The sequence below is a fragment of the Streptomyces sp. VRA16 Mangrove soil genome (assembly GCF_017377775.1).
Lineage (GTDB): Bacteria > Actinomycetota > Actinomycetes > Streptomycetales > Streptomycetaceae > Streptomyces.
Genome location: NZ_JAFVLN010000018.1, coordinates 93,537 through 113,557 on the forward strand (window position 1 = coordinate 93,537; position 20,021 = coordinate 113,557).

Annotated in this window: 15 protein-coding genes; 10 read left to right on the plus strand and 5 right to left on the minus strand. The window is 72.7% G+C overall.

Annotated elements, in window-relative coordinates:
- Positions 1-2 precede the first annotated feature (2 nt).
- From J3486_RS35595 to J3486_RS35605, 3 genes are all read left to right on the plus strand, one after another.
- Entirely contained in the window at positions 3-2,780 is a 2,778-nt protein-coding gene (locus J3486_RS35595; RefSeq protein WP_207827932.1) for an SUKH-4 family immunity protein, read from the plus strand.
- 80 nt (positions 2,781-2,860) lie between these two features.
- Complete coding sequence (locus J3486_RS35600) at positions 2,861-3,937, plus strand: LCP family protein (protein WP_207827933.1); 1,077 nt, start codon at positions 2,861-2,863, stop codon at positions 3,935-3,937.
- A gap of 132 nt (positions 3,938-4,069) precedes the next feature.
- Complete coding sequence (locus J3486_RS35605) at positions 4,070-4,978, plus strand: cellulose-binding protein (RefSeq protein ID WP_207827934.1); 909 nt, start codon at positions 4,070-4,072, stop codon at positions 4,976-4,978.
- 201 nt (positions 4,979-5,179) lie between these two features.
- Here the strand turns inward: J3486_RS35605 and J3486_RS35610 are convergent, their stop codons facing one another.
- Positions 5,180-5,608, minus strand: a complete 429-nt coding sequence (locus J3486_RS35610; RefSeq protein ID WP_307805075.1) for a winged helix-turn-helix domain-containing protein — start codon at positions 5,606-5,608, stop codon at positions 5,180-5,182.
- 66 nt (positions 5,609-5,674) lie between these two features.
- Here J3486_RS35610 and def point away from each other — a divergent pair, with 66 nt between their 5' ends.
- Together def and J3486_RS35620 are read left to right on the plus strand one after the other, a co-directional pair.
- Positions 5,675-6,280 (plus strand): peptide deformylase, encoded by a 606-nt coding sequence (def, locus tag J3486_RS35615; RefSeq protein WP_207827936.1) that lies wholly within the window; start codon positions 5,675-5,677, stop codon positions 6,278-6,280.
- A 121-nt stretch (positions 6,281-6,401) separates the two neighbouring features.
- On the plus strand, positions 6,402-6,806 hold the full coding sequence (locus J3486_RS35620) for a nuclear transport factor 2 family protein (RefSeq protein WP_207827937.1): 405 nt from the start codon (positions 6,402-6,404) through the stop codon (positions 6,804-6,806).
- A gap of 10 nt (positions 6,807-6,816) precedes the next feature.
- Here J3486_RS35620 and J3486_RS35625 read toward each other — a convergent pair whose 3' ends face one another.
- Positions 6,817-7,581: a phosphotransferase gene (locus tag J3486_RS35625; RefSeq protein WP_207827938.1), complete on the minus strand. Its 765-nt coding sequence runs from the start codon at positions 7,579-7,581 to the stop codon at positions 6,817-6,819.
- A 228-nt stretch (positions 7,582-7,809) separates the two neighbouring features.
- Between J3486_RS35625 and J3486_RS35630 the strand changes: the two genes are divergently transcribed.
- Both J3486_RS35630 and infA read left to right on the plus strand, forming a co-directional pair.
- Positions 7,810-8,613 carry a GNAT family N-acetyltransferase gene (locus tag J3486_RS35630; RefSeq protein WP_207827939.1) on the plus strand — a complete coding sequence of 268 codons (804 nt, stop codon included), beginning with the start codon at positions 7,810-7,812 and terminating at the stop codon, positions 8,611-8,613.
- On the plus strand, positions 8,610-8,831 hold the full coding sequence (gene infA, locus J3486_RS35635) for a translation initiation factor IF-1 (RefSeq protein ID WP_207827940.1): 222 nt from the start codon (positions 8,610-8,612) through the stop codon (positions 8,829-8,831). Before J3486_RS35630 ends, infA begins: the two co-directional genes overlap by 4 nt.
- On the opposite strand, the gene J3486_RS35640 is transcribed toward infA, so the two are convergent.
- From J3486_RS35640 to J3486_RS35650, 3 genes are all read right to left on the minus strand, one after another.
- On the minus strand, positions 8,779-10,437 hold the full coding sequence (locus J3486_RS35640; RefSeq protein ID WP_207827941.1) for a cation acetate symporter: 1,659 nt from the start codon (positions 10,435-10,437) through the stop codon (positions 8,779-8,781). The genes infA and J3486_RS35640 overlap by 53 nt on opposite strands.
- A complete protein-coding gene (locus J3486_RS35645; RefSeq protein WP_207827942.1) occupies positions 10,434-10,790 on the minus strand; it encodes a DUF485 domain-containing protein in 357 nt (118 codons plus the stop codon). The genes J3486_RS35640 and J3486_RS35645 overlap by 4 nt, the downstream gene beginning before the upstream one ends.
- Positions 10,791-11,058: 268 nt before the next feature.
- Complete coding sequence (locus J3486_RS35650) at positions 11,059-12,603, minus strand: MFS transporter (protein WP_207827943.1); 1,545 nt, start codon at positions 12,601-12,603, stop codon at positions 11,059-11,061.
- A gap of 293 nt (positions 12,604-12,896) precedes the next feature.
- On the opposite strand from J3486_RS35650, the gene J3486_RS35655 reads away from it, so the two are divergent.
- The 3 genes from J3486_RS35655 (at position 12,897) to mfd (ending at position 19,982) form a co-directional block, all read left to right on the plus strand.
- Entirely contained in the window at positions 12,897-13,736 is an 840-nt protein-coding gene (locus J3486_RS35655; protein ID WP_374194810.1) for an ABC transporter ATP-binding protein, read from the plus strand.
- The gene (locus J3486_RS35660) at positions 13,733-16,321 is read left to right on the plus strand and encodes an ABC transporter permease (protein ID WP_207827945.1); all 2,589 of its coding nucleotides are present in this window, start codon (positions 13,733-13,735) and stop codon (positions 16,319-16,321) included. Before J3486_RS35655 ends, J3486_RS35660 begins: the two co-directional genes overlap by 4 nt.
- 118 nt (positions 16,322-16,439) lie before the next feature.
- Positions 16,440-19,982, plus strand: a complete 3,543-nt coding sequence (mfd, locus tag J3486_RS35665; RefSeq protein ID WP_207827946.1) for a transcription-repair coupling factor — start codon at positions 16,440-16,442, stop codon at positions 19,980-19,982.
- The last annotated feature ends 39 nt before the right edge of the window (positions 19,983-20,021 follow it).

Genomic DNA, 20,021 nt, shown 5'->3' on the forward strand with positions numbered 1-20,021 from the left:
CGATGGTGACGTTCGCGCAGGCGCAGGAGCGCGCCGAGGAGTGGATCAATGGGGACGTGCCCGCGTACCAGCACCGCGAGGTGCGGGTCCGGGAGTTCGAGCTGGGCTTCGTCGTGTGGGCGGAGGACCGGGAGAACGGTCCGGTGTCCGACGGCGGCCGCCAGCGGCTCGTGATCGCCCGGGACAGCGGCGAGGCGACGCTGTGGCCCTCGCTGCCCGTGGGCGAGGTGATCCGGCGGTACGAGGAGGAGTACGGGCTGCCGGACGCGCCCGCCGAGCCGGCGGCGCCGCGGCCGCCCGAGCGGGTGGACCTGAACCAGACGTCGTTCCTGTTGTCTCCGCCGGAGTGGTTGCAGGAAGCGGCGGACAAGATGGGTATTCCGGACCGGAGTTCGCGGTCGGGTGGTTCGTCCTCGGCCGGTTCCCCTGCGGCTGGTTCCCCTGCGGTCGGTTCCCCTGGCGTCGGTTCCCCTGGGGTCGGTTCCTCCGCGGTCGGTTCCCCTGGGGTCGGTTCCTCCGCGGTCGGTTCCTCTGGGGTCGGTTCCTCTTCGGGTGCGGTCGAGCCGCAGGACGCTCCGCCCGCGCCCACCCCCGCTCCCGCTCCGGCCCCCGCTCCGGCCCCCGCGCCCGTCCCGGTGGACGCGACCCCGTGGGCCGGTACGGACACGAACGGGGCCGGCGACGAGGACGACCGGTCGGTGCCGCTGCCCGAGACGGTGTTCTCGCCGCCGCTGTCCGAGGACGCCCCGCCGCCCGGGGTGCTGCCGGACGCCAAGACCGGTCTGATGCCGAACGGCAGCCAGTTGCCGCCGACCGCGCTGTCGCCCGCGCTGGGCGGCGAGCCGGACCGCGGCCGTCCCGCGCCGCCCGCGCCGCCGATGGGCACGCCGCCGCCCCCTTCGATGGACGGCTACCCGCAGGCGGGACCGGCCGGGCCGGGCACCCCGCCGCCGCCCGCGAGTTCGACGCCTCCGCCGCCGCCGGGACCCGCGGCCGGTGCCCCGCTGCCGCCGCCGGTGCCGGGGACGGCCGTGCCGGTGACGCCGCCGCCCGGTGCCCTTCCGGCGTACGGCTACCCGCAGGGCCCGGGCTCCGCCCCGGCGCCCGCCGGGGGCCTGGACGCCACGGGGCGCCCGCTCGCGCCCGGCGCCGGGGAGATCGCCGACGCCGCCACCAGCAAGGCCCAGCCGCCGCGCGCCCCGCGCGGGGCCGGTGCGCAGACCCCGCCGCCGCCGAGCGCTCCGGGGGTGCCCGGTGCCGCCGGCGCCTATGTCCCGACGCAGATGGTGTCCTCGCTCGGCCCCGACGGACAGCCGGAGTTCCCGGGCGCGCCCGGCGCCCCGGGTGCTCCCGGTGCGCCGCAGCCGCCCGCCGCGCCGAAGCCGCCGGGGGCCACGCCGCCGCCGTCCGGTGACGCGGTGCACCACGCCGCGACGATGCTGGCCGGTCCCGCGGTCGGCGGCCCGGGCGCGCCCGGCACGCCGCCGCCCCCGCCCGGCGCTCCCGGTGCTCCGGGTGCGCCGAAGCCTCCCGGTCCGCCCGGCGCCCCGGGTGCTCCGGGCGGTGCGCCGACCCCGCCGCCCCCGCCCGGTGGCGGGGTGCACCACGCCGCCACGATGCTCGCGAACCCCGGTCCGCAGGGGCCCGGCGCTCCCGGCCGGATGCCGCCCCCGCCGCCCGGCGCGATGCCGCCCGGCGGCATGCCTCCGGGCGCGATGCCGCCGCCGGTGGCGGGCCAGCAGATCCCGGGCGGTCCGCCGCCCGCCTACGGCTATCCGCAGGCCCCGCCCACCGGGCAGCCGACGGTCGGCCCCGGCTACCAGGCGGTGCTGCGCTACCGCGCGCCCGACGGCTCCGAGCAGCAGCTCATCCGCCGTTCGGCGCCGGGCACGCCGCACCCGGAGTGGCAGATCTTCCATGAGCTGCGCGGCATGAACATCCCGCCGGACCAGGTGCTCGAACTCCACACGGAGCTGGAGTCCTGCGCGCTGCCGGGCGCCTACTGCGCGCGGATGATCAAGGAGCAGTGGCCGCAGGCCCGCATCACGTCGATCGCGCCGTACGGCACCGATCACGCGTCGCGCCAGCAGGGCATGCAGCAACTGATCGCGCACCAGGGCGAGTTGCACCAGGTGGCCGACGGCCCGGCGCGTCCGGCGCCGGTGCGTGCGCCGCTGCAGCCCGCGCAGCCCGCGCCGCCGGTCCCGCCGGAGGGCATCGCGCAGGAGCTCGCGACGGCGTTCGGGCCCGGCGTGTTCCGGTTCGACCAGCGCGCGGTGTCGCGCCAGGGCGTCCCTGACGTCGTCGCGCACACCCTCGTCGTCGCCGGTCTGCCGGCCGACTTCGGGCCGTTCTTCTGGGCGCAGGCCCAGCCGGGCCGCCCGGTGCCGACGCTGGCCGAGCTGGCGCAGGAGCGCGGGGTGCAGCCGGCGTCGGACGCGGGCTCGTACCTGGTGATGGGCTCCGACTTCGGCAAGGCGATCTGCGTCCAGTACGGGACGGCGCACATCGTGGCCGTGCCGGTCGAGGCGGGTGCCGGAAACACAGCCGGGGCGCCGGTGCCGCCGCAGTTCGTGAACAGCGGCCTGCCGGAGTTCGCCCGCTCGCTGGCGCTGCTCGGCCGGATGTGGCGGCTGCGCTACGGGCTCAACCCGGAGCAGGCGGGCCGCTGGACCGTCGACTTCCAGGCCCAGCTGGGCGCGCTCGACCCGGCCGCGCTCGGCTCGCCCGAGACCTGGTGGTCGGTGCTCCTGGAGCAGATGTGGGACGGCCTGTTGTAGCCGGATCCTGAGCCGCGGGGCGATACGCCGAACAGGTGTATCGCTCTGCGGCTTTTCTGGTGTTGTGTCACGTTCGTACCATGACGACGCCGCCGCCTCAGCCGGACCAGCCGCTGCCGCCGGCGAGCAGCACGACGGTGTACCGGGCGGGCGGCAGGAGGGGCGGCCGCAAGCGGAACCGGAACCGGAACCGCAAGCGGTGGGGCTGGCCCAAGCGCATCGTCGTCCTGCTCCTCGCGTTCGTCCTGGTCGTCGTCGCGTACGCGGTCGGGGTCGGGATCTGGGCGATCACGCAGATCCAGCGCACGGACGCGCTCTCGGACTACAGCGGGCGGCCCGCGGCGGGCCGGGGCACGAACTGGCTGCTCGTCGGGTCCGACTCCCGGGAGAACCTGACCAAGGAGCAGCAGCAGGAGCTGCACGTCGGCTCCGACTCGGGCAACGAGACGGACACCATCATCGTGCTGCACTACGGCGCGAGCGGCCCGTACCTGGTCTCCATCCCGCGCGACAGCTATGTGACGATCCCCGGCCACGGCAAGAACAAGATCAACGCCTCGTTCTCGCTCGGCGGCCCGCAGCTGCTGACGCGGACGGTCGAGGAGGCGACGGGGCTGCGCCTGGACCACTACGCCGAGGTGAGCTTCCTCGGGTTCGTGGACGTCGTGGACGCGCTGGGTGGCGTCGAGGTGTGCGTGCCGCAGGATCTGAGCGACCCGTACTCGGGCGCCGACTTCAAGGCCGGCTGCCAGACGATGAACGGCACCCAGGCCCTGGCCTACGCCCGTGACCGGCACAGTTACGCCAACGGCGACCTGGGCCGCGTCCAGGCCCAGCAGCAGCTGATCTCGGCGATCGCGTCGAAGGCGCTGAGCCCCGGTGTCTATCTGAACCCGTGGAAGCTGCTGCCGTTCCTGAACGCGTCGCTGAACGCGCTCACCGTCGACCAGGACGCGGGCCTGCTCAACATCGGCAAGATGGGCCTGGAGATGGAGGGCGTGGCGCACGGCGACGGGGCCACGACCACCGTCCCGATCGGCAGTGAGCCCTACGTCTCCGGGGTCGGCGACGTCGTCGAGTGGAACCAGACCGAGGCCGCCGAACTCTTCTCCGCACTCCGGGACGACACCGCGATTCCGACTTTCGGCAGCAATTGACGCATCCTTGGCTGGGCGGGTCGTGCAGTGTGTCGCGTTATGAGCGCTTCTGCTTGATCCAGAAAGATGTGCGCCAATCGCACAGAAGCGTCGTGCGTGCCGGGTGTGTCGGTGTGGAGAGGGGATTCCAGGATGAGCGCCAGCAGTGCGGGTGCGTCGCCGTCCGCGTACGGCTTCGTCGCCACGAGGGGCCGGGGCGCCCGCGGGTACCGTCCCGAGCAGGTGGAGGCCTTCGCCGCGGGCCTGTCCCAGGAGCGCGACGACGCGTGGGAGCGGGCCGCGCGCCTGACCGTCCTGCACAAGGAGATGGAGGCGGAGGCCGCGCGGCTGCGCGAGGCCGTCGCCAAGCTCGCACCGCAGACCTACGCCTCGCTCGGCAAGCGCGCCCAGTACCTCCTCGAACTCGCCGAGGAGGAGGCCGCCGCGGTGCGGCACGCGGGGCGGACCGACGCGCAGTCCGTCACCGAGGCCGCCGAGCGGGCGGGCCGGGAGCTGCGAGGCGCCGCCCAGGAGTACGCCGACGAGGTGCGCGGCGAGGCGGAGGAGCGGGCCCGGCACCGGGAGACCGCGGCGCGGGCCGCCGCCGACGACGTCCGGGTCGCCGCCCGCCGCGACGTGAAGGAGTGGCGGGGCGAGGCCCTGGAGGCGCTGCGCGAGATGCGCCGCCGCTGCGAGGGCGTCCTCGCCGACCAGGCCAAGGAGCACGCCGAGCGGCTCGACGCGGCGCGGCGCGAGGCCGCCGAGCGGGAGGCCGCGGCGGACGAGCGGGAGGCCGACGCCGTCGCCGCCGCCGAGGCCCGGCTCTCCGAGGCCAAGCGCGCCCTCGCCGAGGCCGAGGAGGAGGCGCGGCACGGCCAGGAGGACGCGGAGGCCACGGCCGCCGAGCTGGTCGCCCAGGCGCGGGCCCGCGAGGAGCGCGTCGGCCGAGAGACCGAGCGGGTGCTGCGCGAGCACACGGAGGCGCGGGACGAGGTGCGGGCCCACATGGACCACGTACGCAGCTCGCTGGCGGCGCTGACCGGACGGGCTCCGGCCGAGTAGCCGCTTCGCACCGCCCGCGGGGCTCGCCGTTCGCGGGGCTCACCGTCTGCGGAGCTGGCCGTCCGCGGGGCTTACCGTCCGCGGGGCTTACCGTCTGCGGAGTTAGCCGTCCGCGGGGCTCACCGTCCGCGGGGCTCACCGCCCGTGGCGCTCACCGCCCGTGCCGCTCACCGCGCGGTGGCGCTCACCGTGCGGTGGCGCTCACCGTGCGGTGGCGTTCAGCGGTTCCAGGCGGGCCGTCGCGGTGACCGGCACGGCGTGCGCGGGGTGTTCGGTGCGCTGTTGGTAGGGGGCGATCAACTCCCTTATGGCGTCGGCCAGTTCGGCGGCTTCGGCGGCCGTCAGATGGAGCGCGGCATACACGGATTCGGTCGCCGGGGCGGGCGCCTGCCGCGGGTCGTCCCAGCGCAGCCGCCACGGCCTGTCGCGCCTGCCGTCGTGCGGGGCCTCCTCGATCAGCCCGTGCCGGGCGAGCTGGCGCAGATGGAACGAGCACAGTCCGGAACTGTGCCCCAGGCGGGCCGCGGCCTGCGTCGACGTGAGCGTGCCGACCTCGGCCAGCAGATCGAGCAGGGCGATACGCACGGGGTGGTCGGGCAGCGGACGGGCGGCGCGGTCTTCTTCAGTCACTTTGCAAAGGCTGCTACTTTGCAAAGGAGTTGGTCAAGAGGACAGGGAAGCAGGGGAGTTGAGGACATGGGGGACGGGACGCTGCCGCCCGAGGTCGAGCGGGGCGCGGTGCGGCGCATCACGGTGGTCGGTGAGGACGTCCTCGGGCGCCGCTGCCGGCCGGTCACGCAGGAGCATTTCGGCACACCGGAACTCGACCGGCTGATCGACGACATGTTCGCCACGAACCATGTGGCGCACGGCGCGGCCATCGCCGCCAACCAGGTCGACGTCGACCTGCAGCTGTTCGTGTACGACATGGAGGACGACTGGGGCGAGCGCCACGTCGGCCACATCTGCAACCCGGTCCTGGACGAGGAACCCCTCGCCACCCGCCGGCTGGTCGAGGAGCTGGAGGGCTGCCTCTCCGTGCCGGGCCCCTACAAGCCGGTCGCCCGCGCCGACCACGCGATCGTCCGTGGCCAGGACAGACACGGTGCACCCCTGGTCGTCGAGGGCCGCGGCTACTTCGCCCGCTGCCTCCAGCACGAGACCGACCACCTCTACGGGCGCCTCTACCTCGACCGGCTCGGCAAGCGCGAACGCCGGGACGCGCTGCGGGAGATGGCGGAGCTGCGCGACGGGGTGGTCGCGCGCAGGGCCGCGATGGCGGAGCGGCTCGGCAAGGGCTGAGCCGGATCCATCAAGGATCGTGATCGCTGCGAGCGTGGAGTGGCCCTGGGTCGCGGGAGCCGTTTCCGGTGGACTGTGCGCAGAACGGGAACACGGCACACACCGACTCAGGGAGACCGAGATGAACACCGCACCCCGCGCCGTCGTCCAGCGCTACTTCGACGCCCTCGCCGCCGGTGACCAGCAGGCGATCCTCGACGCGTGGGCCGAGGACGGCAGCGTCTGGTACGGCGGCGACCTGCCCATCTCGGGCACCTGGCAGGGCCGTGACCAGGTCGTCGACGGCTTCCTGGGCACCGCCTTCGCCCACCTCGACCCCGAGCGCGAGGTCGGCCTGGAGATCACCAACATGTTCGGGGAGGGCGAGCAGGTCCTCGTCGAGTGGCACTCCTGGGCGACCGGCCGCACCGGCCGCGCCTACGACCAGCGCAACATCGGGGTGTTCGTGGTGCGGGACGGCCGCATCACCGCGATGCGCGAGTACGCCGACACGCAGAACTGGGCGCGGGCGCTGCTCGACGCCTGAGTCGAGGTGGTCAGCCGGCGTACAGCGCGTCGCGGTGCGCCGCCACCCAGTCGTGCGCGGCCCGCAACCGCTCCACCGCCCCGATCGCGCGCAGCCGCCGCATCGCCGGGTCCCCGGCGTCGGCCGCCGCCGCGATCCCCCGGCGGCAGCGGTCCTGCCACCACAGGACCGTGTCCGGGAGCGCGGCGCGGCCCGCGTCGTCGAGGCCGTACGCGTCGCAGACCAGCCGCATCCGGCGGGCCGCCTCGGCCACGTCCCCGGCGTCCGGGCCGAGCTCCAGGTACTGCCAGCAGACGTGCGCGACGTCCTCCACGCGCCGTCCGGGACCGGCCAGGTCCCAGTCGATGAAGGCGACCGGGGTCCACGCCCCGCCCTCGGCCTCGACCTCGTACACCGTGTTCCGCGGGTCGAGGTCGTGGTGGCAGACGACCTCCTGGTCCCCGGCGAGCGGTGTCCCGGCCGTCAGGTCGTGGAACTGCCGCACCAGGACGGCGAGTCGGGCGAGCGCCTCGTCGGTGCGGGCCGCGCCGCGGTCCTGCGGCGTGAGGGCCGCGCGGCCCGGCAGGTAGGTGAACGACTCGCGGCCCCGCTCGTCCGTCCCGAGGAACCGGGGAGCGCCCGGCCAGCCCGCGCGCCCGAACAGGGCCAGGAGTTCGCGCACGTACGAGGACCTGGGCGTCGGCGCGCGGCGCACCGTGTCCGCCACCCGTACGACCTGGTTGACGTGGCCGCCGGGGAGCGGTTCGCCGAGGTGGGGTGTGCTGTCGAAGGTCATGGGGGCAGTCTCGCGGACGCGCGGCGGCGGGCAGCGACGGGAAAATCACTGGGCCCGGGCCCGCTCCCGCTGTTAGCCTCCTGCGCAGATCGTGAAGACGACCCGAGGAGGTGAGACCCGTGAACGCTGTGATCCATGGGTGCTCCCCCTGTCCTTCACGGTCGGGCGGCTGACGCAGGTGTCGCCGGGAGTGCCGGACAGTCGAGGCACTTCCGAAGGGCGGACACCATGAGTCCTGTAGAAGAAGAGAAGTTTTGGACCGGCGGCGCGACAGCGCAGGCGCCGGTTCTCGTCGAGCGTGTCGAAGAAGATCAGTGGCAGGCCCTGGAGGGCGGCTGCGTGACCGGGCACGGCGACGTGGCCCGCAGGCCCGACGGGCGGACGTTCGTCAGCGTCGACGCGTGGAGCGCGGCGGCCTTCGAGCGGCTGGTGCGGGCCGTCCCCGCCGCCCTGCCCAAACCCCTGTACGCGGTCGTGGACGAGGACGACACCGAGCAGCTCACCCGCTGGCAGCGGGCCGGGTTCGCCGTGCACCGCCGTGAGTGGGTGTACTCCGTGCCGACCGCGGCGCCCGACACCGACGTGCCGCTGCCGGACGGGGTGAGCCTGATCGGCGTCGGCGGCGCCGAGGAGGAACCGCTGCGCGCGCTCGACCGGGTCGTCCGGGCCGAGGTCGAGGCCGGCCCCGGCTGGTGGACGATGCCGGCCGAGGTGCTCCCGCTGCCGCCGGGCGTCACCGTCGTCGACCCCGCGAAGTACGCGGTCGCGGTCCGCGACGGCGCCTACGTGGGGATGCTGCGGCTCGCCCCGGTGACGCGCAGGCCGCGGATCGGGCTGCTCGCCGTGCGGGAGAGCGCGCGGCGGCAGGGGATCGGGCGGGCCCTGCTCGCGCGGGTCCTCGCCGATCTGTACCGCTCCGGGGTGCGCGCCGCGTCCGCCGAGGTGCACGGGGACAACGCCGCGGCGCTCGCCCTTTTCGACGGCATCGGTGCTCAACGCTCCGACGCCAACCTGGAGTTGGTGCTGCGATGAAGGCGTCCAAGGGCATCGAGCAGGAGGGCACCGTCGTGGAGTGCCTGCGCGGGGCCACCTTCCGGGTGGAGGTCCGCGCCGGGTACACGGTGCTCGCGCACATCAGCGGGAAGATGCGCAAGCACCACATCAAGATCCTTCCCTACGACCGGGTCCTGGTGGAGATCAGCCCCTACGACCTGACCCGGGCCCGGATCCTCTTCCGTTACCGGTCGTGACCGGCACCGGAGCGCCCGCCAGGATCCACGCCTCCACGGCCTCGTACTGACGCTGCTGCTCCGCCGCCCTGCGGGGCGGTGTGAGCCGTGAGCCCAGCCAGCCGAAGAGGAAGCCCAGCGGGATCGAGACGAGGCCGGTGGTGGTGAACGGGAACCAGTTGAAGTCCCGGCCGGGGAAGGCCGCCGTCGGCGAGCCCGAGACCAGGTTCGTGCCCGTCATCAGGACCAGGCAGGCCACGGTCCCGCCGATCAGCGTCCACAGCAGGCCCGCCCTCGTGTACCGCCGCCAGAACAGGCTGTACACCAGGGCGGGTGCCAGGGCGGAGGCGCCCAGGCAGAAGGAGAGCGTGGTCAGCGGCTGCACGTTGCGGTGCTGGAAGAGGGTGGCCAGCACGATGGCGGGACCGCCGACGCAGAGCGCCGAGACCCGGGCCACCGTCAGCTCCTTGCGCCGGCTCAACTGCTGTCTGCGGTACGCGAACACGTCGTGGGCCAGCGAGTTGGCGCAGGCCAGGATCATGCCCGCGACCGACGCGAGCAGCGTCAGGAAGATCGCCGTGGCGACCGCGGTGAACAGCAGCGACCCGGCCGTCGACACCGTCCGGCCGAAGGCGGCCCTGGCGCCGAACAGGTACGCCGTGTTGCCCTGGGCGCTGGCCGCCGTGAGCGCGTCGTGGCCGACGAGGGCGGCGGCCCCGAACCCGATCACCGACATGATCAGCACGAACAGGCCGACCGCGGACACCGCCCAGGACATCGAGCGGCGCACCTCGCGGGCGTTGCGCGCCGTGTACATCCGCATCGTGACGTGCGGGAGCGCGGCGCCGCCGAGTACCACCGTCAGCTCCGAACTGATCATGTCCAGGCGGGGGAAGCTGCTGCCGCTGAACTCCAGCCCCGAGGTGAGATAGGCGCGGCCCGCGCCGCTGCCCCGGGCCGCCGCCGCGAGCAGGGCGCCCGGGTCCCAGTCGAAGCGGTGCAGGATCAGCGCGGCGACCACGAAGCCGGAGCCGAGCAGCATCACCATCTTGAAGATCTGGATGACGGCGGTGCCCTTCATGCCGCCGATCGCCGCGTAGCTGATCATCAGGCCGCCGATGCCGATGACGCACGCCGTCTTGAACGTCTCGTTGCTGAAGCCGAGCAGGAACGCCAGCAGGTCGCCCGCGCCCGAGAGCTGCACCAGCATCAGCGGGAGCAGCGCGGCGAGCGTCACCGCGCAGGCCGCCATGCGCACGCCCCGCCCCGGCATCCGGCGCGCGAGGACGTCGCCCATCGTGTACAGGCCCGCGTTGCGCAGCGGTTCGGCCAGCAGGAACATCAGCAGCATCAGGGAGAGCGCCGTGGACAGGGCCAGGACCACACCGTCGTAGCCGAGCAGCGCGATGATGCCGGTGGTGGCGAGGACGGTCGCGGCGGAGATGTAGTCGCCCGCGATCGCCAGGCCGTTGCGCATCGGCGTGAGACGGCCGAAGCCCGTGTAGAACTCCTCCAGGTCGTCGCGGTCGGGGCTGGTGACGATGCACAGCAGCAGGGTGGCCGTGGCGACCGCCGTGAAGGCGACCAGCGACATGGACTCGGCCGAGGTGTCCATCAGCGCGCTCATCGGCGACCGCCGCCCCGGCGCAGCCGGTGGGCGAGCGGGTCGACGCGCCGCCGGGCCGTGTGCTCGTACAGGACCAACGCCAGGCAAGTGACCGGGAGTTGGAGCAGCCCGATGAGCAGGCCCGAGGAGAGGCCGCCGGTCACGGAGCGGTTCATCAGGCCGGGGGCGAACGCCGACAGGAGCAGGAAGAGCGTGAAGTAGCCGAGCGCGGTGAGGGTGGCGACGCGCCGCTGCCAGCGGTAGGCGGTGCGCAGCAGCAGCAACTCGCCGGTGGGGCCGGCCGGCCGCGGCAGATCCGGGTGGCGGGGGAGGCGGTGTGCGGGCGGGTGGTGCGGTGGGTGCGGGTGCGGCATCCCGGACTCCTTGCGTGGCTCGGGCCCGCCGGGGACGTGCGGACCGCAGGGAGGGTGTGGGGAGTGGGGAGCCGGAACGTTACTCGTAGGTAGTGGAGTTGGGCGAGGGTTTGGGCGAAGCGGGTGGCCGGGTCGGCGCCGGTGTGGCCGGTTCCGGTCCGTGACGCTCCGCGAGAGCGCGAGTTCAGCCGGGCGGAAAGCGTTTGCCCGCCGGCGGCGGGGAGTTCACCCGGCCCGGGGCGGTCGCGGGCCGTCGCCCGCGGGGCGGTCAGTCGGCCTGCGGCTGGTTCTCCGGTACGGGTGCCGGCTGCGGCGGGGCCGACGCCGCCTCCAGGACCGGGAAGCGGCGCGGCGCGAGCGCGACGAGCACCGCGAGGGCCACCGCCGCCGCGCACGCCGCACCGATGTACACCGAGTCGACGGCCGCGTCGATCGCCCGGCGCACCGGCTCCGCGGCGGTGTGCCGGGTCACCGAGTCGAGATCGGTGCCCGCGCCGAGCCGCCCGGAGATCACCCCGTTGGCGACCGCGCCGAAGACGGCCGCGCCGACCGTCTGCCCGATCTGCCGGTAGAAGAGGATCGAGGCGGTGGCGGTGCCGCGCTCCGCCCAGGTCACCGAGGACTGCACGCCGATGATGAGCGGCAGCTGGAACAGGCCGAGCGCCGCGCCGAGCAGCAGGCTCAGCAGCGTGGGCTGCCAGACCGCGCCGGGGAACGGCAGCAGCGGGAAGGCGATCAGCAGGGCGAGCGCCGCCGTCATGCCGATCAGGGCGGTGTCGCGGAAGCCGATCCTGCGGTAGACGTGCTGGCTGAGCGCCGCGGCGATCGGCCAGCTCAGGGTCATCACGGAGAGCACGAACCCGGCGGCGGTGGGGGACAGGCCGAGCACCGACTGCGCGTACGTGGGCAGGAAGGTGGTCGGCGCGACCATCAGCAGGCCCATCGCGCCGAGCCCCAGATTGACCGCGGCGATGGTGCGCCGCCGCCACACCCACCCGGGCAGAATCGGCCCGCCCGTCTCCCGCCACCGCCCTTCTGACGAAGTCGCTTCGCTCGCCTTCCTTTCCGCCCGCCGCTCGATCAGGAACACCGCGCCGATCAGCGCGACGCCCGTACAGAGCACGGCGATCGACGTCGCCGAGCCCCAGGCCCACGCCACCCCGCCCTGCACCAGCCAGGTCAGCAGCACCCCGCCCGCCGCGAACACGGCGAGCGCGCCCGCCCAGTCGATCCGCGGGCGCGGGCCGCGCCCGCGGGCCGGCTCGTGCAGGTGCCGTACGACGAGGAAGAGCGCGATCACGCCGATCGGCAAGTTGATCAGGAAGATCCAGCGCCAGCCCGCGTACGAGGCGAGCAGGCCGCCGAGTGCCGGGCCGAGCACCGACGAGGTGGCCCACACGGTCGACAACTTGGCCTGGATCTTGGGGCGTTGTTCCAGCGGGTACAGATCGGCGGCCAGCGTCTGCACCGTGCCCTGGATCGCGCCGCCGCCCAGGCCCTGGATCACCCGGAACGCGATCAGCGCGCCCATGTTCCAGGCCCCCGCGCACAGCAGCGAGCCGACCAGGAACAGCACGCTGCCCGCGATCAGGACGGGCTTGCGGCCCCACGTGTCCGACAGCTTCCCGTACACGGGCAGCGTGACCGTCACCGCGAGCAGATAGCCGGAGAACAGCCAGGAGAACACCGAGAAGCCACCGAGGTCACCGACGATCTGCGGCACCGCGGTGGAGACGATGGTGGAGTCGAGCGCGGCCAGCGCCATCGACAGCATCAGCGCGGCCACGACCGCGCCCCTGGTCTTCTCCTGCATTCATTCCCCCTGCACGTATCTCCGTCAGGAGCTTATGCGGGTGGAGACGACCCTGAGTAGAGCTCCACCGAGGGGTGGACACCCCTTAGGGGTTGCTCCGTAGATCGGACAGGGGACGGTTCGTCCCGCTGGAGGAGGAGTCGGCGCGGGGGGTCTCCTACCTTCGAGAGGTGGGGTTTTCCCCCCGGAAAAGACGGTGACTTTCACCAGCGCGCCGGGCCACCCCGTGAACCCAGACTGAACTCACACGGCGCGGACCTCCGCGCTCAGGTGACCGACATAGGAGAAAAACCGTGACAACGGCTGTCAGCATTTCCGGGCACGGGGGCCATGAGGAATCTGCGCCGCGTAGCGGCTCATCGGGGGGCGGCGGCCGGGTGGCGGGTGGGCGAACGGCCGTCGCCGCGCGGGCGCGGCAGGTCGTCAAGGCGTACGGGTCGGGGGAGACCCGGGTCGTCGCCCTCGACCACGTCGACGTGGACATCGCCCGCGGGCAGTTCACCGCGATCATGGGCCCGTCCGGCTCCGGCAAGTCGACCCTGATGCACTGCCTCGCCGGGCTCGACACGGTCACCTCCGGGCAGATCCACCTGGACGAGACCGAGATCACCGGCCTCAAGGACAAGAAGCTCACGCAGCTGCGCCGGGACCGGATCGGCTTCATCTTCCAGGCGTTCAACCTGCTGCCGACGCTGAACGCCCTGGAGAACATCACGCTCCCCATGGACATCGCGGGCCGCAAGGCCGACCGCCAGTGGCTGGACCGGGTCGTGGAGACCGTCGGCCTCGCCGGGCGGCTCAAGCACCGCCCCACCCAGCTCTCCGGCGGCCAGCAGCAGCGCGTCGCCGTGGCCCGGGCCCTCGCCGCCCGCCCCGAGATCATCTTCGGCGACGAGCCGACCGGAAACCTGGACTCGCGGGCCGGCGCCGAGGTCCTCGGCTTCCTGCGCCGCTCCGTCGACGAGCTCGGCCAGACCATCGTCATGGTCACCCACGATCCGGTCGCCGCCTCCTACGCGGACCGCGTCCTGTACCTGGCCGACGGCCGCATCGTCGACGAGATGCTCCGGCCGACCGCCGACGCCGTCCTGGACCGCATGAAGGACTTCGACTCCCGGGGCCGTACGTCATGAGTGCCAACACGGTCATGAAGACCTCCCTGCGCAACTTCTTCGCGCACAAGGGCCGCATGGCGCTGTCCGCCATAGCCGTCCTGCTCTCGGTCGCCTTCGTCTGCGGCACCCTCGTGTTCACCGACACGATGGACAAGACCTTCGACAAGCTCTTCACGGCGACGTCGTCGGACGTCACCGTCAGCCCCAAGGACACCTCCACGGACGGCAGTTCGACGGGCCGCCCCGAGTCGCTGCCCGCCTCCGCCGTCGACACGGTGAAGAAGGCCGAGGGCGTCAAGTCGGCCGAGGGCGCGGTCAGTTCGATGAACGTGACCGTCGTGAACGCCGACAACAAGAACATGGGCTCCGAGAACGGCGCCCCCACCATCGCGGGCAACTGGACCGGCAACGACCTGCGCTCCATGGAGATCACCTCCGGGCACGCGCCGCGCGGCCCCACCCAGGTGATGGTCGACGCCGACACCGCGAAGAAGCACCACCTGAAGCTGGGCGACGAGCTGCGCACCATCGCCGTCACCGGCGATCTGAAGGCGCAGATCGTCGGCATCGCCTCCTTCAAGGTCACCAACCCGGGCGCGGCCGTCGTCTACTTCGACACCGCCACCGCCCAGCGCGAACTCCTCGGCAGGACAGGGCAGTTCACGCACATCAACATCGCCGCCGACGCCGGTTACACCGACGCGCAGGTGAAGCGGAACGTCGCCGACACCCTCGGCGCGGGCACCTACAAGCTCCAGACACAGAAGGAGGCCGCCGACGCCAATTCGGCCGACGTCTCCTCCTTCATGGACGTCATCAAGTACGCCCTGCTCGGCTTCGCCGGGATCGCGTTCCTCGTCGGCATCTTCCTGATCATCAACACGTTCTCCATGCTGGTCGCGCAGCGCACCCGGGAGATCGGCCTGATGCGGGCCATCGGCTCCTCGCGCAAGCAGGTCAACCGGTCCGTCCTCGTCGAGGCCCTGCTGCTCGGCGTCGTCGGTTCCGTCCTCGGTGTCGGCGCGGGCGTCGGCCTCGCGGTCGGCCTGATGAAGCTGATGTCGGCCGCGGGCATGGACCTGTCCACGGACGACCTCACCGTGAAGTGGACGACCCCGGCGATCGGCCTGCTGCTCGGCGTCGTCGTCACCGTCCTCGCCGCCTGGCTCCCGGCCCGCCGGGCCGGCAAGGTCTCCCCGATGGCCGCCCTGCGCGACGCCGGGACCCCCGCCGACCTCAAGGCGGGCGTGGTCCGCGGCATCATCGGCACCGTCCTCACCGCCGGCGGCGGCTTCGCCCTCTACCTGGCCACCCAGGCCGCGACGGCGAGCAAGGGCTCGCTGTGGCTGGGCGCCGGCATCGTCACCACCCTCATCGGGTTCGTGGTCGTCGGACCGCTGCTCGCCGGCGGTGTCGTACGGATCATCAGCGCGGTCCTGCTGCGGATCTTCGGCCCGGTCGGGCGGATGGCCGAGCGCAACGCGCTGCGCAACCCGCGCCGCACCGGCGCCACCGGCGCGGCCCTGATGATCGGCCTCGCCCTGGTCGCCTGCCTCTCCGTCGTCGGCTCCTCGATGGTCGCCTCGGCCACCAGCGAGCTCGACAAGTCGGTCGGCGCGGACTTCATCGTCGAGTCCAGCAACGGCGGCATCAACCCGCAGTCCGTCGACGCCCTGAGGAAGGTCAAGGCCGACGGCGACGTCTCGCACGTCACCGAGGTCAAGTGGGTCCAGGCCCGGGTGACCGCCCCCGACGGCTCGAAGGAGAAGGAGGAGCTGTCCGCGACCGACGCGTCCTACATGCAGGACCTGCGGCGCGAGACGACCTCCGGGACGCTCTCGGACGCGTACGGCACGAACGCGATGTCCGTCGGCGACGCGTACGCGAAGAAGCACGGTGTGCGGGTCGGTGACTCTCTCACCGTCGCCTTCGACCACGGACGGACGGTCAGGCTGAAGGTCGCGGCGATCACCTCCGACGACACGACCTTCGACAAGGGCGCGATGTACACCAGCCTCGCGACCGCCGAGCGGAACGTCCCGGCCGAGCGGCTGCCGCTGGACTCGATGGTCTTCGCCAAGGCCGCCGACTCCGCCCACGCGGACACCGCGTACAAGGCGCTCAAGTCGTCCGTCGCCGACGACCCGACCGTCAAGGTCAAGGACCAGACCGACTACAAGCAGACCCTGAAGGACCAGATCGGCCAGCTCCTCAACATGATCTACGGCCTGCTCGCGCTGGCGATCATCGTGGCGGTGCTCGGTGTCGTGAACACCCTGGCCCTGTCGGTGGTGGAGCGGACCCGGGAGATCGGCCTGATGCGCGCCATCGGCCTCTCGCGCCGCCAGCTGCGCCGCATGATCCGCCTGGAGTCGGTGGTCATCGCCCTCTTCGGCGCCCTTCTGGGCCTCGGCCTGGGCATGGGCTGGGGCGCGACGGCCCAGAAGCTGCTCGCCCTGGAGGGCCTGCCGGTCCTCGACATCCCGTGGCCGACGATCCTCTCGGTCTTCATCGGCTCGGCCTTCGTGGGCCTGTTCGCGGCGCTGATCCCGGCGTTCCGGGCGGGACGGATGAACGTACTGAACGCGATCGCCACCGACTAGCCGCCCCTCGTCCGTACCGGCAGGTGGCGCGGCGCCCGGCGACGTACCCTGGAACCCCCGGCCCGTTCGACGTGTCGGGCCCTTTGCGTTGCCCACCGACCCGGGACGGATCATCCCCATGAGCCTGTACGGACTGCTCGACGCCGTCGTCAAGGACGCCGCCCTCGCGGAAGCGATCAAGGCGGCCGGTGACGGCAACCGTATGCACATCGACCTCGTGGGCCCGCCCGCGTCCCGCCCCTTCGCGGTGGCCGCCCTCGCCCGGGAGTCGAAGCGGCCCGTCCTGGCCGTCACCGCCACCGGCCGCGAGGCCGAGGACCTGGCCGCCGCCCTGCGCTCGCTGCTGCCGCCGGACGGCGTCGTCGAGTACCCGTCGTGGGAGACGCTCCCGCACGAGCGCCTCTCGCCGCGCTCGGACACGGTCGGCCGCCGCCTCGCCGTGCTGCGCCGCCTGTCCCACCCGCGCATGGACGACCCCGAGACCGGCCCGGTGTCGGTGGTCGTCGCCCCGATCCGTTCCGTGCTCCAGCCGCAGGTGAAGGGGCTCGGCGACCTGGAGCCCGTCGCCCTGCGCACCGGCGAGCAGGCCGACCTGAACGAGACCGTGCAGGCGCTGGCCGCCGCCGCGTACGCCCGCGTCGAACTCGTCGAGAAGCGCGGCGAGTTCGCGGTCCGCGGCGGCATCCTCGACGTCTTCCCGCCGACCGAGGAACACCCGCTGCGCGTCGAGTTCTGGGGCGACGACGTCGAGGAGATCCGCTACTTCAAGGTCGCCGACCAGCGCTCCCTGGAGATCGCCGAGCACGGGCTGTGGGCGCCGCCCTGCCGGGAGCTGCTCCTGACCGACGACGTACGCGCCAGAGCGGCCGAGCTCGCCGAGCTCCACCCGGAGCTGGGCGAGCTGCTCGGCAAGATCGCCGAGGGCATCGCGGTCGAGGGCATGGAGTCCCTCGCGCCCGTCCTCGTCGACGACATGGAGCTGCTGCTCGACGTGCTGCCCGCCGGGTCCATGGCGGTCGTCTGCGACCCGGAGCGGGTGCGCACCCGCTCCTCCGACCTGGTGGCGACCTCGCAGGAGTTCCTCCAGGCGTCCTGGGCCGCCTCCGCGACCGGCGGCGAGGCCCCCATCGACGTGGGCGCCGCGTCCCTGTGGTCCATCGCGGACGTCCGGGACCGGGCCCGCGAGCTCGGCATGATGTGGTGGTCGGTGTCGCCGTTTGCCGCCGACGCCTCGGGCCTGGACACGGGTGGCGCGGACACCCTCCAGCTCGGCATGCACGCCCCCGAGACCTACCGCGGCGACACCGCGAAGGCGCTGGCCGACACCAAGGGCTGGCTCGCCGAGGGCTGGCGCACCGTGTACGTGACCGAGGGGCACGGCCCCGCCTCCCGCACCGTCGAGGTGCTCGGCGGCGAGGGCATCGCCGCCCGCCTGGAGAAGGACCTGGGCGAGCTGGCCCCGTCCGTCGTGCAGGTGGCCTGCGGATCGCTCGAAGTCGGCTTCGTGCACCCCGGGCTGAAGGTCGCGGTGCTCACCGAGACCGACCTGACCGGGCAGAAGACGGCCGGCAAGGACGGCGCCCGGATGCCCGCGCGCCGCCGCAAGACCATCGACCCGCTCACCCTCGAATCCGGCGACTACATCGTCCACGAGCAGCACGGCGTGGGCCGCTACATCGAGATGGTGCAGCGCACCGTGCAGGGCGCCACCCGCGAGTACCTGGTCGTCGAGTACGCGCCCGCCAAGCGCGGCCAGCCCGGCGACCGCCTCTACATCCCCACCGACCAGCTGGAGCAGATCACCAAGTACGTCGGCGGCGAGGCCCCGACCCTGCACCGGCTCGGCGGCGCCGACTGGACGAAGACGAAGGCGCGCGCCAAGAAGGCCGTCAAGGAGATCGCGGCCGACCTCATCAAGCTGTACTCGGCCCGCATGGCGGCGCCGGGACACGCCTTCGGCGCGGACACCCCGTGGCAGCGGGAGCTGGAGGACGCGTTCCCGTACGCGGAGACGCCGGACCAGCTGACCACGATCTCCGAGGTCAAGGAGGACATGGAGAAGACGGTCCCGATGGACCGCCTGATCTGCGGCGACGTCGGCTACGGCAAAACGGAGATTGCGGTGCGCGCCGCCTTCAAGGCGGTCCAGGACGGCAAGCAGGTCGCGGTCCTCGTCCCGACCACGCTCCTCGTCCAGCAGCACTTCGGCACCTTCTCCGAGCGCTACTCCCAATTCCCGGTCACCGTGAAGGCGTTGAGCCGCTTCCAGACGGACACCGAGGCGAAGGCGGTCCTGGAGGGCCTGAAGGACGGCACGGTCGACGTCGTCATCGGTACCCACCGCCTGTTCTCCTCCGAGACCAAGTTCAAGGACCTGGGCCTGGTCATCGTCGACGAGGAGCAGCGGTTCGGCGTCGAGCACAAGGAGCAGCTGAAGAAGCTCCGCGCCAACGTCGACGTCCTCACGATGTCCGCGACCCCCATCCCCCGTACGCTCGAAATGGCGGTCACGGGCATCCGCGAGATGTCCACGATCACGACCCCGCCCGAGGAGCGCCACCCGGTCCTCACCTTCGTCGGCCCGTACGAGGAGAAGCAGATCGGCGCCGCGATCCGCCGCGAGCTGCTGCGCGAGGGCCAGGTCTTCTACATTCACAACCGCGTCGAGTCGATCGACCGCGCGGCGGCCCGGCTGCGCGACATCGTCCCCGAGGCGCGGATCGCGACGGCCCACGGCCAGATGTCCGAACAGGCCCTGGAACAGGTCGTGGTGGACTTCTGGGAGAAGAAGTTCGACGTGCTTGTGTCGACGACGATCGTCGAGTCCGGCATCGACATCTCCAACGCCAACACCCTCATCGTCGAGCGCGGCGACAACTTCGGTCTGTCGCAGCTCCACCAGCTGCGCGGCCGCGTCGGCCGTGGCAGGGAGCGCGGCTACGCGTACTTCCTCTACCCGCCGGAGAAGCCGCTGACGGAGACGGCGCACGAGCGCCTCGCCACCATCGCCCAGCACACGGAGATGGGCGCGGGCATGTACGTGGCGATGAAGGACCTGGAGATCCGCGGAGCCGGAAACCTCCTCGGCGGCGAACAGTCGGGCCACATCGCGGGCGTCGGCTTCGACCTGTACGTGCGCATGGTCGGCGAGGCGGTCGCGGACTACCGGGCGTCCTTGGAGGGTGGTGTCGAGGAGGAGCCGCCCCTGGAGGTCAAGATCGAGCTCCCGGTCGACGCGCACGTCCCGCACGACTACGCCCCCGGCGAGCGCCTGCGTCTCCAGGCGTACCGCGCCATCGCGAGCGCCAACACCGAGGAGGACGTCAAGCAGGTCCGCGAGGAACTCACCGACCGCTACGGCAAGCTGCCCGAGCCGGTCGAGAACCTCCTGCTGGTCGCGGGCCTGCGGATGCTCGCGCGGGCGTGCGGGGTGGGCGAGATCGTGCTCCAGGGCAACAACATCCGCTTCGCGCCGGTGGAGTTGAGGGAGTCGCAGGAGCTGCGCCTCAAGCGCCTCTACCCCGGCACGGTCATCAAGGAGGCCACGCACCAGGTCCTGGTCCCGCGCCCGAAGACCGCCAAGGTGGGCGGCAAGCCGCTGGTCGGCCGGCAGCTGCTGGCCTGGGTCGGGGAGTTCCTGGCGTCGATCCTGGGGTCGTAGCAAGGCGGGCCGACGGTCCGCGTGGTCCGAGGCGGCCGT

Bases quoted from the DNA above. Each gene is read 5' to 3' on its own strand.
- J3486_RS35620 (WP_207827937.1), top strand. From the start codon at position 6,402: ATGAACACCGCACCCCGCGCCGTCGTCCAGCGCTACTTCGACGCCCTC.
- J3486_RS35605 (WP_207827934.1), top strand. From the start codon at position 4,070: ATGAGCGCCAGCAGTGCGGGTGCGTCGCCGTCCGCGTACGGCTTCGTC.
- J3486_RS35630 (WP_207827939.1), top strand. From the start codon at position 7,810: ATGAGTCCTGTAGAAGAAGAGAAGTTTTGGACCGGCGGCGCGACAGCG.
- J3486_RS35595 (WP_207827932.1), top strand. From the start codon at position 3: ATGGTGACGTTCGCGCAGGCGCAGGAGCGCGCCGAGGAGTGGATCAAT.
- J3486_RS35660 (WP_207827945.1), top strand. From the start codon at position 13,733: ATGAGTGCCAACACGGTCATGAAGACCTCCCTGCGCAACTTCTTCGCG.
- J3486_RS35600 (WP_207827933.1), top strand. From the start codon at position 2,861: ATGACGACGCCGCCGCCTCAGCCGGACCAGCCGCTGCCGCCGGCGAGC.
- infA (WP_207827940.1), top strand. From the start codon at position 8,610: ATGAAGGCGTCCAAGGGCATCGAGCAGGAGGGCACCGTCGTGGAGTGC.
- J3486_RS35645 (WP_207827942.1), bottom strand. From the start codon at position 10,790: ATGCCGCACCCGCACCCACCGCACCACCCGCCCGCACACCGCCTCCCC.
- def (WP_207827936.1), top strand. From the start codon at position 5,675: ATGGGGGACGGGACGCTGCCGCCCGAGGTCGAGCGGGGCGCGGTGCGG.
- J3486_RS35640 (WP_207827941.1), bottom strand. From the start codon at position 10,437: ATGAGCGCGCTGATGGACACCTCGGCCGAGTCCATGTCGCTGGTCGCC.
- J3486_RS35650 (WP_207827943.1), bottom strand. From the start codon at position 12,603: ATGCAGGAGAAGACCAGGGGCGCGGTCGTGGCCGCGCTGATGCTGTCG.
- J3486_RS35625 (WP_207827938.1), bottom strand. From the start codon at position 7,581: ATGACCTTCGACAGCACACCCCACCTCGGCGAACCGCTCCCCGGCGGC.
- mfd (WP_207827946.1), top strand. From the start codon at position 16,440: ATGAGCCTGTACGGACTGCTCGACGCCGTCGTCAAGGACGCCGCCCTC.